Raw genomic sequence first — 15,143 nt, 5'->3', positions numbered from 1 at the left:
CCAACCCCCCCCCCCCCCCCCCCCCCCCCCCCCCCCCCCCCCCCCCCCCCCCCCCATCCCCCCCCCCCCCCCCCCCCCCCCCCCCCCCCCCCCCCCCCCCCCTGCCCCGCATTCGCCCGCGCCTACAGCCAGGCGGCGAACTCCAGCAGCAGTTCGCCCCGCCGGCGGTCGCCCACCGCGACCTCCCGGACGCCCGCGTCCACCGCGCGGTACAGCGTCCAGTGGCGCAACCGCTCCCGGTCCACCTCCAGGGAGTCGGCCAGCTTGCCGACCCGGCGGCGGACCGCGGCGGTCGCGCCGGAGCCGGCCATCACGTCCTCGAAGCGGTCCAGCACCAGCGCCGCCAGGTCGTAGGCCCGCTCGCCCACCACCGGGGCCGGCCCGATCGCCAGCCACGGCGCCCGCTCGCCGGCCAGCACCTTGCCCTGCCGGAAGGCGCCGTGCAGCAGGAACCGTTCGTCGGAGCCGGCCGGCAGGGTGCGCCCGAGCTCCTGTGCCTCCTCGACCAGTGGACCGGCCGACCGGGCGAGCGCCCCGGCCGTGCGCAGCGCCTCCACCGCCTCCTCGGCACGGCCGGCGAGCGTCTCGAAGGGGTGGTCGGTCCCGGGCGCCACCCACAGGCGGCGGACCGTGCCGGCCGCCTCCAGCAGCGCCTTGGCCTCGGGCAGCGAGCGCAGCGAGACCGCGCTCTGCAGCCGCTCCAGCAGCAGTGCGCCGCTCTCCTCGTCGGACCGCAGCAGGCGTACGGCGCCCCAGCCGTCCCAGATCTCCAGCGCGGCCGCCTCGTGCGCGGACCGCCGGCCCGGCACCGGGAACTTCAGCGCCGCGGGGGTGCCGTCCTGCTGCCGTACGAGCGCCAGGAGGCTGCTGCGGCCACCGGGGGCGTGCACCCGTTCCAGCGTCAGCTCCCAGGCGTCCAGCCGCTGCTGAACCAGCGTCGGCAGCGCCCGGAGCCACCGCTGTGCGGGGCTGTCCGGATCGCCGCTCAGCGAACTCACCAACCGCTGCGGCGGTTCGATGGGTGCCGTTGCCATGCTTGAGCTGTCCCTTCCATCGGGGCGATCGCAGCATCCTGCGACGGCCCCGCACGTCGTCCTGGGTTCAGGGCCTGTCCGATGGTCAGGGTCGGAAAGGGCGCTGAGACCGCCGGTCGTTCACAGTGCGCCCGTGGAGGCGCTCGCGGAGCCGGACGGAGCCGCGGCCGCGGCCCGCTCCACGAGCCCAGGGAAGGCTACGCCGCCGCCGCGCCAGCGCGCCGACCGCACCGCCGCCTCGCGCAGTGCGGCGGCCGCCTCCCGGCGCCTGGCCCGGCCGCCGGCCCGCACCAGATCCGCGTAGACGGCGGCCAGCCGGTCCTCCAGCTCCGCCGCCAGCCGGACCGCGGCGGCCGCGTCGGGCACCGGGAAGGGCAGCGCGTAGGCGGCGGCCGCGGCGCGCGGGGCGCCGCCCAGTGCGCGCACCTCGCGGTGCAGTGCGTCCCGGCGCGCCCGATGGGCGTCGTACGCCGCCAGGGCCTCCTTGCGCCGGTCGGCGGTGATCCGGCCGCCGACCACGCCGTAGCCGTAGACCGCCGCGTGCTCGGCGGCCAGCGCCGCCTGCACGGCCGTCAGCTCGTCCCGCTCGTCGCGTTCGTCGTCGTTTCGGTGTTCCGGTCTGCCGCGTCCCGCTGCCGCGTTCATGCGTACGCCCCTTCGCTGGTCACTGTCCGTGGTGCCGATGCCGCCGTGCCGGAGTCCGTCATCCGGCCGGGTCCGTCAGCAGGTACGCGTGGGCCGCGCCGGACGCGGCCACCGAGGCCAGCAGCCGGGCCAGCTCGGGCGGTGCGGCGAGCAGGTCCTTGGCCCGGGCGTCGGCGAGCCTGCGCTCCGCGTCGGCGAGTGCGCTTCGCGCGGCCTGCTCGTCCTCGGGCACCGAGGGCGCGGCCACCTCGTGCGCCGGGCCCCGGGAGGGCGAGGCGCTGGGGGAGGGGGCGGCGCCGTCGTCGGTGAACGCCCGGGCGTGCCGGGCCACTTCGGAGCGCAGCGGGCGCAGCCGCTCCTCCAGTGCGGGGTGCGCGGTGAGCGTCGCGTCGTAGCGCGCGAGCAGCGCCGTGCTGTCGCGGGCGGAGCGCTCGCGCAGCCGGTCGGCGGCCGAGGAGTGTTCGGCACGGTCGGGGCCGTCGTCCTCGGCGCAGCCGGTCAGCAGCGCGGCGCCCCCGAGGGCGGCGCCGGCCAGCAGGGTCCATCTGCGCGTGAGCGCCACTTTCGGCACGTTGCACTTCCCGGGGTCTTCCGTCGTGATCACCGCAGGCGAGAGTATCCGTGACGACCCACCGAATCGTCAGTACCCCGCCGGAACCGATAGGCTTTGACCCGACACGCGACCTACCCACAACAGCACACGCGGCCGAGGAGTCACCCGGATGAGCACGACCCAGAGCGAGAGGCTGCGCGGATTGCTTGAACCGCTCGTCGCCGCGCGAGACCTGGATCTGGAAGAGATCGAGGTGACACCGGCAGGCAAGCGGCGGGTGCTGAGGATCGTGGTCGATTCCGACGAGGGCGTCCAGCTGGACGAGTGCGCCGAGCTCAGCCGCGAGGTCTCCCAGGTCCTGGACGACTCCGACGCGATGGGCGGCGCGCCGTACACCCTCGAGGTCACCTCACCGGGCGCCGACCGGCCGCTGACCGAGCTGCGGCACTACCGCCGCGCCGTCGGCCGCCTCATCAAGGCCCAACTGGCCGACGCGGCAGGGGCCGGGGAGCTGGTGGCCCGGATCACCGCCGTGGACGACGAGGGACTCGACCTCGAGGTGCCGGGGGTCAAGGGACGCAAGCCGACCGCGCGCCGGGTCTCCTTCGACGAGATCGTCAAGGCTCGCGTGGAGCTGGAATTCAGCCGCAAGTCCGAGAAGACCGACAAGCGCGACGTGCGGCACGACGAGAAGATCGACGAGAACAAGGAGGAGGCGTAGCCGTGGATATCGACATGAGTGCCCTGCGGGGTCTGGTGCGGGAGAAGGAGATCTCGTTCGACCTGCTGGTCGAGGCGATCGAGTCGGCCCTCCTCATCGCGTACCACCGCACCGAGGGCAGCCGCCGGCGGGCGCGGGTGGAGCTGGACCGCAGCACCGGCCATGTGACGGTGTGGGCGAAGGAGAACGCCGAGGACATCGCGGACCTGGAGGAGGGCGCCGAGCCGCGCGAGTTCGACGACACCCCCTCGGGCTTCGGGCGGATCGCGGCGACCACCGCCAAGCAGGTCATCCTGCAGCGCCTGCGGGACGCCGAGGAGGAGATCACCTTCGGCGAGTACGCCGGGCGGGAGGGCGATGTCGTCACCGGCGTCGTCCAGCAGGGCAAGGACCCCAAGAACGTCCTGGTCGACATCGGCCGCCTGGAGGCCATCCTGCCGGTGCAGGAGCAGGTCCCCGGCGAGGACTACGCACACGGCACCCGGCTGCGGTCGTACGTCGTCCGGGTGGTCAAGGGAGTGCGCGGGCCGTCCGTGACGCTCTCGCGTACGCACCCCAATCTGGTGAAGAAGCTCTTCGCCATGGAGGTGCCGGAGATCGCGGACGGTTCGGTGGAGATCGCCGCCATCGCCCGTGAGGCCGGACACCGTACGAAGATCGCCGTTCGGTCCACCCGTTCGGGCCTCAACGCCAAGGGCGCGTGCATCGGGCCGATGGGCGGACGGGTGCGCGCCGTGATGGCCGAGCTGCACGGCGAGAAGATCGACATCGTGGACTGGTCGGACGACCCGGCCGAGCTGGTCGCCAACGCGCTGTCGCCGGCCCGGGTCAGCAAGGTCGAGGTCGTGGACCTGGCGGCGCGCTCCGCCCGGGTCACCGTCCCCGACTACCAGCTGTCACTGGCCATCGGCAAGGAAGGGCAGAATGCCCGGCTTGCCGCCCGGCTGACCGGCTGGCGGATCGACATCCGTCCGGACACCGAGCAGCACGCACCGCAGCACTGACACCACCGGCGGTAGCCGGCCCGCGCCCGCGGCCCTCCGGGAAAATCGGTGGTGCCGCGGCGCTCGGCCGGGAATTCTGAGCAGCGGTCGGTCCTTTACCCCATAGGGGTCGGGTCGGCGCGGGGAGGTAGACTTAAGCAGTGTCTGGCCGGACGCATGCCCGCGCATGCCCTGAGCGCACATGTCTGGGATGCCGGGAGCGAGCGGCCAAGGGCGATCTGCTGCGCATCGTGCAGATCGAGGGTGAGTGTGCCCCCGATCCTCGCGGTACGCTGCCCGGCCGGGGTGCCTATGTGCACCCGACACTGGTCTGCCTCGACCTGGCGGTTCGCCGCCGGGCGTTCCCCCGGGCCTTCAAGGGCCCGGGACCGTTCGACACGACGGATCTGCGTCGGTTCCTCGAACGGGGCGCCGGTTGAAGCCGCCACTGCATAACGCACGGCAAGAAACGCACAGCGCACGGAAAACCGTGCGGTCAGGTACCTCGCGAGTCGGAAGTAGGTCGAGATTGCGATGAGCACTCGATGAGTACGCGATGAGTACGCCCATGAAGTAGCGACGGTCCGGTGGACACCCCGGACCTAAAAGGAGCGAAGTGGCTAAGGTCCGGGTATACGAACTCGCCAAGGAGTTCGGCGTTGAGAGCAAGGTCGTCATGGCCAAGCTCCAAGAACTTGGTGAATTCGTCCGTTCGGCGTCCTCGACGATCGAGGCGCCGGTTGTTCGCAAGTTGACCGACGCTTTCCAGGCAGGCAGCGGCAGTGGCCGCTCCGCCGGTAAGCCCGCGGCGCCGCGCAAGTCGGCCCCCGCGAAGCCGTCGGCGCCCTCTCCGGCGCAGGCGGCACGTCCTGCTGCCCCGAAGCCGGGCGCCCCCAAGCCGGGCCCCGCGGCTCCGGCCCCCGCCGTCTCCGAGGCGGCACAGGCCCCCGCGGCCCCCAAGAGCACTCCCGCCGCCGGCCCCACCCCGGGCCCGCGCCCCACCCCGGCGCGCCCCGCGGCACCCAAGCCCGCTCCGGCCGCCCCCGCGCAGCCCGAGTTCCAGGCTCCGCCGTCCGCGCCGGCCGCTCCCGCCGCCGGTTCGTCGGCTCCCCGCCCGGGCACCCCCGGCCCGCGTCCGGCCCGTCCGGCGTCCGGTCAGGGCGGTCAGGGCCGTGGCAACGCTCCGCGCCCCGGCGCCGAGCGTCCCGCCCCGCGTCCCGGCGGACGTCCGTCCGGACCCCGTCCGGGCAACAACCCCTTCACCTCCAGCGGCTCCACGGGCATGGCCCGTCCGCAGGCTCCCCGTCCCGGTGGCGCCCCGCGTCCCGGCGGCCAGGGCGGCCCCGGCGGCCCGCGTCCGCAGGGCGGCGGCCAGGGTGGTCCCCGTCCCCAGGGCCAGGGCGGCGCGCGTCCGACGCCCGGTGGCATGCCCCGTCCGCAGGGTGCGGCTCCCGGCGGTGGCGCCGGCCCGCGTCCCGGCGGCGGTAACCGCCCGAACCCGGGCATGATGCCGCAGCGTCCGGCTGCCGGCCCGCGTCCGGGCCCCGGTGGCGGCGGTCGCGGTCCCGGCGGCGCCGGTCGTCCCGGTGGCGGCGGTCGTCCCGGTGGCGGCGGCTTCGCCGGTCGTCCCGGTGGCGGCGGCGGTCGTCCCGGTGGTGCCGGCGGCGGCTTCGCCGGTCGTCCCGGTGGCGGCGGTCCCGGTGGCGGCGGTGGCTTCGGCGGCGGTCGTCCCGGCTTCGGCGGTCGTCCCGGCGGCCCCGGTGGCCGTGGCGGCACGCAGGGTGCGTTCGGCCGTCCCGGCGGTCCGGCGCGTCGTGGCCGCAAGTCGAAGCGGCAGCGCCGTCAGGAGTACGAGGCCATGCAGGCCCCGTCGGTCGGCGGCATCATGCTGCCGCGCGGCAACGGTGCGACGGTTCGCCTGTCGCGCGGTGCCTCGCTGACGGACTTCGCGGAGAAGATCAACGCCAACCCGGCGTCGCTGGTCCAGGTCATGCTGAACCTGGGCGAGATGGTCACCGCGACCCAGTCGGTCTCCGACGAGACGCTGCAGCTGCTCGCCGACGAGATGAACTACGTCGTCGAGATCGTCAGCCCGGAGGAGGAGGACCGCGAGCTGCTCGAGTCCTTCGACATCGAGTTCGGCGAGAACGAGGGCGGCGAGGAGATGCTCGTCTCCCGTCCGCCGGTGGTGACCGTCATGGGTCACGTCGACCACGGTAAGACCCGACTGCTCGACGCCATCCGCAAGACGAACGTCATCGCGGGCGAGGCCGGCGGCATCACCCAGCACATCGGTGCCTACCAGGTCGCGACCGAGGTCAACGACGAAGAGCGGCGCATCACCTTCATCGACACCCCCGGTCACGAGGCGTTCACCGCCATGCGTGCCCGTGGTGCCAAGTCGACCGACATCGCGATCCTCGTGGTGGCGGCCAACGACGGTGTCATGCCGCAGACGATCGAGGCCCTCAACCACGCCAAGGCGGCCGACGTGCCGATCGTGGTCGCGGTCAACAAGATCGACGTCGAGGGTGCCGACCCGACCAAGGTGCGCGGTCAGCTGACCGAGTACGGCCTGGTGGCCGAGGAGTACGGCGGCGACACCATGTTCGTCGACATCTCCGCCAAGCAGGGTCTGCACATCGACTCGCTGCTGGAGGCCGTGGTCCTGACCGCGGACGCCGCGCTCGACCTGCGGGCCAACGCCGAGCAGGACGCGCAGGGTCTCGCGATCGAGGCGCACCTCGACCGCGGCCGCGGCGCCGTGGCCACCGTCCTCGTCCAGCGCGGCACGCTGCGCGTGGGTGACACGATGGTCGCCGGCGACGCCTACGGCCGAGTCCGCGCGATGTTCGACGACAAGGGCAACAACGTCGAGGAAGCGGGTCCCTCGACCCCCGTCCTGGTCCTGGGTCTGACCAACGTCCCGGGCGCCGGCGACAACTTCCTGGTCGTCGACGAGGACCGTACGGCCCGTCAGATCGCCGAGAAGCGCGCCGCCCGCGAGCGGAACGCGGCCTTCGCCAAGCGCACGCGCCGTGTCTCGCTCGAGGACCTGGACAAGGTGCTCAAGGCCGGCGAGGTCCAGCAGCTCAACCTCATCATCAAGGGTGACGCTTCTGGTTCCGTCGAGGCCCTGGAGTCCTCCCTGCTCCAGCTCGACGTCGGCGAGGAGGTCGACATCCGGGTGCTGCACCGCGGCGTCGGTGCGGTCACCGAGACGGACATCAACCTGGCGTCCGGCTCCGACGCGATCGTCATCGGCTTCAACGTGCGGGCCGAGGGCCGCGCCACGCAGATGGCCGAGCGCGAGGGCGTCGACGTCCGCTACTACTCGGTCATCTACCAGGCGATCGAGGAGATCGAGGCGGCCCTCAAGGGCATGCTCAAGCCGGAGTACGAGGAGGTCGAGCTCGGTACGGCCGAGATCCGCGAGATCTTCCGCTCGTCCAAGCTCGGCAACATCGCGGGTGTGCTCATCCGCTCCGGCGAGGTCAAGCGCAACACCAAGGCGCGCCTCATCCGCGACGGCAAGGTGGTCGCGGAGGACCTCAACATCCAGGGTCTGCGTCGCTTCAAGGACGACGTCACCGAGATCCGCGAAGGCTTCGAGGGCGGTATCAACCTCGGAAACTTCAACGACATCAAGGTCGACGACGTCATCGCGACCTACGAGATGCGGGAGAAGCCGCGCGGCTGATCACGCAGCGATCGACTGGGGCCGGTCGGCGGAGCGTAAACTCCGTCGATCGGCCCCGGCCGTTGCGTGTACGGTTCGAAATGACACGTACACCTAAGGCCCCACGGGTGGCTTGACCCGTCTTGCATGTACGTAGGGACGCTGTCCTTCGACCTGCTTCTCGGCGACGTACGGTCGCTCAAGGAGAAGCGCTCCGTCGTCCGCCCGATCGTCGCCGAGCTGCACCGCAAGTACGCGGTGAGCGTGGCGGAGGTCGGGGACCAGGATCTGCACCGCAGGGCGACGATCGGCCTGGCGGTGGTCTCTGGGGACGCCGGGCACCTCACCGATGTCATGGACCGCTGCGAGCGCCTGGTCGCCGCACGGCCCGAAGTGGAGCTGCTGTCGGTACGCCGGCGGCTGCACGGCGATGACGACTGACCCGATGGCGGGGCACGTCGCCGCCGGTGGAAGCACAATTGTGAAAGACAAGAAGGAGACGGACCAGTGGCCGACAATGCGCGGGCGAAGAAGCTGGCGGACCTCATCCGGGAGGTGGTCGCCCAGAAGCTGCAGCGCGGAATCAAGGACCCGCGGCTCGGTTCGCACGTGACCATCACGGACACCCGGGTCACCGGCGACCTGCGGGAGGCTACGGTCTTCTACACGGTCTACGGCGACGACGAGGACCGCGCCAGTGCCGCCGCCGGACTGGAGAGCGCCAAGGGCATCCTGCGCTCCGCGGTCGGCGCCGCGGCCGGTACGAAGTTCACGCCGACCCTGGCGTTCGTGGCGGACGCCCTGCCGGAGAACGCCAAGACGATCGAGGACCTGCTCGACAAGGCGCGGGCCTCGGACGCCAAGGTGCGCGAGGTCTCCTCGGGCGCCCAGTACGCCGGCGAGGCCGACCCGTACCGCAAGCCGGGCGAGGACGAGGACGACGAGGGCACCGCGGCAGAATGAAGCGTGAGAGCAACAAGCCGGGCGGTCTTGTCATCGTCGACAAGCCGGCCGGCTTCACTTCGCACGACGTCGTGGCGAAGATGCGCGGTATGGCCCGCACCCGCCGGGTCGGGCATGCCGGCACCCTCGACCCGATGGCCACCGGCGTCCTCGTCCTGGGCCTGGAGCGGGCCACCAAGCTGCTCGGGCACCTCGCGCTGACGGAGAAGGAGTACGTCGGCACGATCCGGCTGGGCCAGGCCACGGTCACCGATGACGCCGAGGGCGAGATCACGGCGTCGAAGGCGGCGCACGGCATCGCCCGCGACGACATCGACGCCGGGGTCGCCCGGCTGTCCGGCGCGATCATGCAGGTCCCGTCGAAGGTCAGCGCCATCAAGATCAACGGCAAGCGGTCCTACTCGCGGGTCCGCGAGGGCGAGGACGTGGAGATCCCGGCCCGTCCGGTGACCGTCTCCTCGTTCGTGGTGCACTCCGCGCACGAGACCGAGGCCGACGACGGCACCCCGGTGACCGATCTGCTGGTCTCCGTCGAATGCTCCTCGGGCACCTACATCCGCGCCCTGGCCCGCGACCTGGGCGCCGGGCTGGGTGTCGGCGGGCATCTGACCGCGCTGCGCCGCACCCGGGTCGGCCCGTACAAGCTGGACCGGGCGCGCACCCTGGAGCAGTTGCAGGCCGCCGTGGACGACCCCGAGGGCGGCGGGCTGCCGATCATGCCGCTCGGCGAGGCCGCCGACGCGGCGTTCACCCGCTGGGACGTCACCGAGCCGCAGGCCCGGCTGCTGCTGAACGGCGCGCGGATCGCCATGCCCCGTTTCGAGGGCGACGGCCCCGTCGCGGCCTTCGGGCCGGACGGGCGGTTCCTGGCGCTGGTGGAGAACCAGGGCGGCAAGGCCAAGAGCCTGGCGGTGTTCGCCGTCTAGCCAGGGGATGGTGGTGGAACGCGGGCCGTCCGGACAGGCACGGAGCACCGGCCCGCGCTCCACCATCCCCCTCCGCTTGATCTCTATCCAGGGCGTCCGGCCCATTCACTCATTCGGCCAGGCGCTCGGAGTGAATCAAGGCGCGGACGGGGGCGCGTTCACAGCGCGCCCTGCCGAGACGATCACCGCCTGCCTACCGTCGGGGTACGGGACCGGGCAGGAGGAATCGGCAATGGCGTTGCTGGCCGCCGATGCGGACATGGCACTGGTGCGCATCCGCGACCTGGCAGGTCGGACGCGCGGTACGGGGTTCCTCGCGGACCACGACGGCACGGTCGTCACCAGCCACGAGGCGGTGGACGGGGCGCAGCGGCTGCTGCTGCAGCCCATGATGCGCTCCACCGCCACGGCCACCGGCACCACCGCCGGATGGGCCCGCCCGGTGGAGCCCGGCGCCATCACCTCCCTCCCGGAGACCGGCCTCGCCCTCGTACGGACCGAAGGCTTCCGGCAGCACCGCCTCGCGCCGCTGCCCATCGCCACCCGCCGCCCGGCCGCGGGCACCCGCGCCCGGCTCTGGGCGGGCGGCTGGCTGGACGGCACGGTCGTGGGACCCGGCGAGGGGGTGGCGTACACGGCCGCGGACCGGGTCCATCTCCTCGACGACACCCTGGAGTTGAGCCTGTGCGCGGGCGGCCGGGAGGCGTTGCGCCTGGGCGGTCCGGCGGTCGGCGGGCCGGTGCTGGACGCCCGCACCGGCGTCGTCCTCGGCGTACTGGGCACCGCGCTGCACAGCGGGCGCCGGGCGGACGGTTTCGCGATCGGGCTGCGCGCGGTCGCCGAGGCCGCACCCCGGGGGGCGCTCGCCGCGCTGCTGGCCCGCAACGCGGCGACCGTTCCCGCGTACGGCGACGAGCTGAACCCGGCCGGCGCGCTGCGGCTCACCGGGATCTGCACGGACACCGCGGAGCGGCCGCGCCAGTGGCGCGAACCGGTGGAACGGCCCGACGTACGGGCCGAGTTCGCGCACTTCCTCGAGGGCGACAAGGCCGCCGGGGCGCGGGTGCTGGCGCTGGTGGGGGACCCGGGGACCGGGCGGAGCACGGAGCTGGCCCGGCTCGCCGCCAGCCGCGCGGCGGGCCCGGAGGCGGCCCCGACCGTCCGGCTGCGCGGCGCGGAGCTGCGGGCCGACGACGACGGCGTACGCAGCGCGGTGGAGCGGGCGCTGCGCTCCGCGGGCCGGACCCTGGCCGCCTCGGGCCGTACGGCCGGCGACCCGGAGGGCACCACCCCCGACGCGCTCGCCCACCTGGCGGCCGCGTCCGGCCGCCCGCTGCTGGTGCTCCTCGACGGGCCCGAGGAGATGCCGCAGCAGCTGGCGCAGCACGAGCGGCTGGCCGCATGGACCGCCGCGACGGCCGACTGGCTGCGCACGGCCGGTGTGCGGCTGGTCATCGCCTGCCGCCCCGAGCACTGGGAGCGGGCCGGTGCGCTCTTCCCGCCCGGTCTGCTGCACCAGCCGCGCCATCCGGTGCCCGCGCTGCCCGCCTGCGCGGGGATCGGCGACCTTCCCGGGCGGGCGGCGGAGCGCGCCCGCGGCCTGTACGGGCTGCCGCCCGGCGCACCGGCCGCGCCGGACGCCCGGCACCCGCTGACCCTGCGGCTGCTCGCGGAGGTCCGGGCCGCGCTCCCCAAGGGCGACGCGGCCGGGCCGGCCGCCGACGGCGCCCCCGACCGGCACCAGATCTTCGACGCCTATCTGGACCTGGTGTGCCTGCGGATCGCCGTACGGATCGCGGCCGCGCACCGGCCGGGGCCGCGCGGCACCGCCGTGCGCCGCCTGGCCGCCCGGGTCGCCGGCCAGGTGCACGAGGCGGCCCGCCGCTGCCTCGGCTCCGGGCCGGGCGCGCTGGAGCCGGAGTGCTTCGAGGAGATCTTTCCCCGGGAGGCGGGATGGGCCGCCGCGGTGCTGGCAGAGGGGCTGCTGGTCCCGGCCGGCCCCGGATACCGCTTCGCCCACGAGGAGTTCGCGGAGTGGCTGCAGGGCGCCCACGCGGACGTCGAGCTGCTGCCCGTCCCCGGCGGGCACCGCATCGGACCGGCCGTCGAGGCCCTGCTGCTGCTCGCCCGGCGCCGGGGAACGGTACAACTCGCCTTCCGCCTGGCGGAGTTGGTGCGGATCGCCACCGCCCCCCAACCGGTCGCCGGGCAGGCCGCGGACGGCCGCCGCTGGGCTGCCCAGGTCCTGGCCGGGGCACTGCTCCGGGCGCCCGACGCCACGCCGTACACCGGCGTGCTGCGGCTGCTCGCCGACCGGATCACCGAACGGTCCCTGAGGGCGGGCGGCTTCGACCGTACGGGCCTGACGGCGTTCAGCCCGTGGTTCTGGGCCCGGCTGGTGCTGGCGGAGGAGGACCGGATGGATCTGCTGCGCCGCCTGCTCCCGGCCGACGGGCCACCGGCCGGGGCGGGCCGGACGTCAGGCGCCTGCCCGCCCGCCGGACGCCACCCCTTCGCCCAGCCGCCCCGGGTGCGTGTCCACCCGGCCCCCGGGGAGACCGCCGAGGAGGCACCGCCCGAAGAGCCCGCCGACCCGCGGCCGGCGCGCTTCCTCGACGCCGCGGCCGACCTGCTGCGGGCCCGCCCCCGGCGCGTCCAGCCCCTGCTGTGCGCCTGGTTCGACGACACCCGCCCGCTGCCCCGCCCCGGCGCGGCGGCGACGGGCCGGGACCGCCCCGTGCGCGCCGTTCCCCGCGAGATCACCGTCGCCGTGGCCGCCCAGGCCCTGCTGCACACCCATCGCCGGGGGGCGCTCGACGCGCTCCTGGAGGCGCTGGTGACGGCCGCGCACCCCAAGGGCGACGAACTGCTGGACGCGCTCGCCGAGGACGAGCCGTCGGCGCTGTGCCGGGCCGTCGGCCGCTGGGCGCACGACCAGCGCCCCGCGCGCCGCCTCGCCGCCGTGTCCTACGGGCTGCGGGTGGCTCCGTACGCCACCGCCGAGGCCGACCGCGCGATGCTGCGCCAGGCCGCTCTGCGCCTGCTGTCCCGGGCCGCCGACGAGGCCCACCACGGCTCCGCGCTCGCCCTGCTGGTGGGCGATCCGGTGACCCGCCCGTGGTTCCTGGACCGGGCGCTGGCCCGTTTCGTCGCGGGCGATCCGCAGCTGCCGCCGACGGCCTTCACCGGCGCCCTCGCCGATCATCCGGAAACGGTGCTGGCCGCCTTCCGCGCCCGGCTGGTCGACGGAGCGGGCCCACCGGTGGCGGCGGCGCTGCTGCGGATGCTGGCCGGCCTCGACGAGCCGGAGCTCGCCGGCCGCGTCGCCGCCCTGGTCCGCGCCTACGCCGGTCAGTGCCCGGACCGCGCCGCGCAGCCGGTCGCCGCGTTCGTCGCCCACCGGCTCGAACGCGGACCGGCCGCCCGCGCCGCGCTCGGCCCGCTCGCCGTGGAGCTGCTGACCGGCCACCCCGCGCCGGTGCGCTGCGCACTCGCCGCCGTCCTGGCCGAGCCGGGCTCCCCGGACTCCGCCCCGCTGCGCCGCGACCTGCTGGAGGTGCTGCTGGCGCGGGAGGCGTCGGGCACGGCCGCGGGCGCCGGGCACGCGGAGGACGAGCCGGACACCCGCGTACTGGAGGCGCTGCTGCGGGCGGCCGCCGAGGGCGCGGAGCGACGGCCGGAGGCCCGCACCCGGGAGCTGGTGCACCGCACCGGGACGCTGCTGGTCCGTACGCCGGAGGGGGCGGCCCGCTTCGAGCGGCATCTGGTGGAGCTGGGGCGCCGGGTGCCCGGCTTCGCACGGCGGGTCCGGCACTGGGTCGCGGCCGAGCCGGGGGAGTGGGCCGGGGTGGTGGGGCCGGGCGCCCGGGCGACGCTCGCGGCGGCGCCCGGCTGACCGGTGTCCCGACGGGAATCGGAATGCCATGGTCCGCTACCCACGGGTCCGGCGGACGGCCGCTGGGCCACCCTTCGCACGAAGCACCACCCGCGGCATGGCAGTCTTAGACCTGCGCCATGCCGACATGGCGCACAGGACTGACCAAGAGTTCGGGCGAGGAGCGGGCACAGTGCAGCGCTGGCGTGGCTTGGAGGACATCCCCGAGGGCTGGGGGCGCAGCGTCGTCACCATCGGCTCGTACGACGGAGTGCACCGCGGCCACCAATTGATCATCGGGAAGGCCGTCGAGCGGGCCCGCGAGCTGGGGATCCCGGCGGTGGTCGTCACCTTCGACCCGCACCCGAGCGAGGTCGTGCGGCCCGGCACCCACCCGCCGCTGCTCGCGCCGCACCACCGGCGTGCGGAGCTGATGGCCGACTTGGGCGTGGACGCGGTGCTGGTCCTGCCGTTCACCAAGGAGTTCTCGAAGCTGGCGCCCGCCGACTTCGTGGCCAAGGTGCTGGTCGACAAGCTGCATGCGCAGATCGTCGTCGAGGGCCCCAACTTCCGCTTCGGGCACAAGGCGACCGGCAACGTCGACACCCTCGCCGAACTCGGCACCACCTACGACTACACGGTGGAGGTCATCGACCTCTACGAGAGCGGCGCGGCGGGCGGCGGCAAGCCGTTCTCCTCCACGCTCGCCCGGGGGCTGGTCGCCGAGGGCGACGTGGCCGGTGCGATGGAGGTCCTGGGGCGGCCGCACCGCGTCGAGGGCGTCGTCGTGCGCGGCGCCCAGCGCGGCCGTGAACTGGGCTTCCCGACCGCCAACGTGGAGACCCTGCCGCACACCGCGATCCCGGCCGACGGCGTCTACGCGGGCCTGCTGCAGGTCGAGGGCGAGGCGATGCCGGCGGCCGTCTCGGTGGGCACCAACCCGCAGTTCGACGGCAAGGAGCGCACGGTCGAGGCGTACGCCATCGACCGCGTCGGCCTGGACCTGTACGGACTGCACGTCGGGGTGGACTTCCTCGCCTACATCCGCGGCCAGGAGAAGTTCGACACGCTCGACGCCCTGCTGGAGCGGATGGCGGTCGATGTGAAGCTGGCCCGGGGGCTGATCGCGGCGGCGGTGGACTGAGCGCGGTGGACTGAGCGCGGTGGACTGAGGGGGCACTGATACCCCTGGCTGGGTGTTCTCTTGCTGGGGGTTCAGTTCCTGGGTGGGCTTTCCTGGGGGTTCCTTTCCCGTTCCGGTTCCTTTCCCGTTCCGGTTCCTTTTCCCGGGTTCTTCCCCGCGGGTTCTTCCCCCCAGGGTTCTTCCCCGCGTGTTCTTCCCCGCGTGTTCTTTTCCCCTCCGCCCACCCCCCTTACAGGGGGGTGGGCGGGTGTAGTGGTGCAGTCGCGGCGCAGTCGCGGTGCGGTCGCGCGCCTGAAGCTCGTACCCCGCTCGCTCTCCTGGTGCCAACTCGGCCGGTTCCAGGCGGAGTTCGGCCGACACCGGTTCGCTCGTTCGACGTATGCCGGGGTACGGCGCATGACGGGGTACGGCGCATGACGTGGTGTGACGCGATGCGAGGTCTGCCGCGACACGATCTGCCGCGACACGGATCTGCCGCGATACGGATCTGACGCGACGCGGATCTGCCGCGATACGGGATCTGCCGCGATACGGGGCGGGGGGGGGGGGGGGGTGGGGGGGGGGGGGTCTCTCGCCCTCTCCCCGGACATAACCCCGCCGGGACGGGTGTCTTCTTCCGCT

Annotated in this window: 12 protein-coding genes; 9 read left to right on the top strand and 3 right to left on the bottom strand. The window is 74.1% G+C overall.

What is annotated here, in order from left to right; all coding sequences use genetic code 11:
• Positions 1–122: 122 nt before the first annotated feature.
• The 3 genes from AC0680_RS09215 to AC0680_RS09205 all read right to left on the bottom strand — a co-directional run bounded on the left by AC0680_RS09215 (position 123) and on the right by AC0680_RS09205 (position 2,241).
• Positions 123–1,034, bottom strand: a complete 912-nt coding sequence (locus AC0680_RS09215; RefSeq protein ID WP_478626245.1) for an aminoglycoside phosphotransferase family protein — start codon at positions 1,032–1,034, stop codon at positions 123–125.
• Between the two features lie 120 nt (positions 1,035–1,154).
• On the bottom strand, positions 1,155–1,679 hold the full coding sequence (locus AC0680_RS09210) for a DUF4439 domain-containing protein (RefSeq protein WP_478626243.1): 525 nt from the start codon (positions 1,677–1,679) through the stop codon (positions 1,155–1,157).
• Positions 1,680–1,737: 58 nt separating this feature from the next.
• On the bottom strand, positions 1,738–2,241 hold the full coding sequence (locus tag AC0680_RS09205) for a hypothetical protein (RefSeq protein ID WP_478626681.1): 504 nt from the start codon (positions 2,239–2,241) through the stop codon (positions 1,738–1,740).
• 160 nt (positions 2,242–2,401) lie between these two features.
• On the opposite strand from AC0680_RS09205, the gene rimP reads away from it, so the two are divergent.
• The 9 genes from rimP to AC0680_RS09160 all read left to right on the top strand — a co-directional run bounded on the left by rimP (position 2,402) and on the right by AC0680_RS09160 (position 14,522).
• Complete coding sequence (gene rimP / locus AC0680_RS09200) at positions 2,402–2,953, top strand: ribosome maturation factor RimP (protein ID WP_478626242.1); 552 nt, start codon at positions 2,402–2,404, stop codon at positions 2,951–2,953.
• A 2-nt stretch (positions 2,954–2,955) separates the two neighbouring features.
• Complete coding sequence (gene nusA / locus AC0680_RS09195) at positions 2,956–3,957, top strand: transcription termination factor NusA (protein ID WP_393493694.1); 1,002 nt, start codon at positions 2,956–2,958, stop codon at positions 3,955–3,957.
• Between the two features lie 140 nt (positions 3,958–4,097).
• Entirely contained in the window at positions 4,098–4,376 is a 279-nt protein-coding gene (locus AC0680_RS09190) for a YlxR family protein (RefSeq protein ID WP_399150864.1), read from the top strand.
• 176 nt (positions 4,377–4,552) lie between these two features.
• The gene (gene infB / locus AC0680_RS09185) at positions 4,553–7,636 is read left to right on the top strand and encodes a translation initiation factor IF-2 (protein ID WP_478626238.1); all 3,084 of its coding nucleotides are present in this window, start codon (positions 4,553–4,555) and stop codon (positions 7,634–7,636) included.
• Positions 7,637–7,762: 126 nt separating this feature from the next.
• A complete protein-coding gene (locus AC0680_RS09180; RefSeq protein ID WP_362834049.1) occupies positions 7,763–8,056 on the top strand; it encodes a DUF503 domain-containing protein in 294 nt (97 codons plus the stop codon).
• Between the two features lie 66 nt (positions 8,057–8,122).
• Positions 8,123–8,578 carry a 30S ribosome-binding factor RbfA gene (gene rbfA, locus AC0680_RS09175; RefSeq protein ID WP_042149527.1) on the top strand — a complete coding sequence of 152 codons (456 nt, stop codon included), beginning with the start codon at positions 8,123–8,125 and terminating at the stop codon, positions 8,576–8,578.
• On the top strand, positions 8,575–9,504 hold the full coding sequence (gene truB, locus AC0680_RS09170) for a tRNA pseudouridine(55) synthase TruB (protein WP_478626235.1): 930 nt from the start codon (positions 8,575–8,577) through the stop codon (positions 9,502–9,504). The genes rbfA and truB overlap by 4 nt, the downstream gene beginning before the upstream one ends.
• A 232-nt stretch (positions 9,505–9,736) precedes the next feature.
• On the top strand, positions 9,737–13,399 hold the full coding sequence (locus tag AC0680_RS09165; protein ID WP_478626234.1) for a hypothetical protein: 3,663 nt from the start codon (positions 9,737–9,739) through the stop codon (positions 13,397–13,399).
• A gap of 172 nt (positions 13,400–13,571) precedes the next feature.
• Positions 13,572–14,522, top strand: coding sequence for a bifunctional riboflavin kinase/FAD synthetase (locus AC0680_RS09160; protein ID WP_478626233.1), 951 nt, complete (start codon positions 13,572–13,574; stop codon positions 14,520–14,522).
• The last annotated feature ends 621 nt before the right edge of the window (positions 14,523–15,143 follow it).

The organism is Streptomyces sp. NPDC043738 (assembly GCF_056436545.1).
Note: the sequence above shows the minus strand (reverse complement) of the source record. Positions and strands in the feature narration are given on the sequence as shown.

What these genes read in the sequence shown, in the direction of transcription:
- truB (WP_478626235.1), top strand. Translation starts at nt 8,575, where the DNA reads ATGAAGCGTGAGAGCAACAAGCCGGGCGGTCTTGTCATCGTCGACAAG.
- rimP (WP_478626242.1), top strand. Translation starts at nt 2,402, where the DNA reads ATGAGCACGACCCAGAGCGAGAGGCTGCGCGGATTGCTTGAACCGCTC.
- AC0680_RS09180 (WP_362834049.1), top strand. Translation starts at nt 7,763, where the DNA reads ATGTACGTAGGGACGCTGTCCTTCGACCTGCTTCTCGGCGACGTACGG.
- AC0680_RS09165 (WP_478626234.1), top strand. Translation starts at nt 9,737, where the DNA reads ATGGCGTTGCTGGCCGCCGATGCGGACATGGCACTGGTGCGCATCCGC.
- AC0680_RS09210 (WP_478626243.1), bottom strand. Translation starts at nt 1,679, where the DNA reads ATGAACGCGGCAGCGGGACGCGGCAGACCGGAACACCGAAACGACGAC.
- AC0680_RS09215 (WP_478626245.1), bottom strand. Translation starts at nt 1,034, where the DNA reads ATGGCAACGGCACCCATCGAACCGCCGCAGCGGTTGGTGAGTTCGCTG.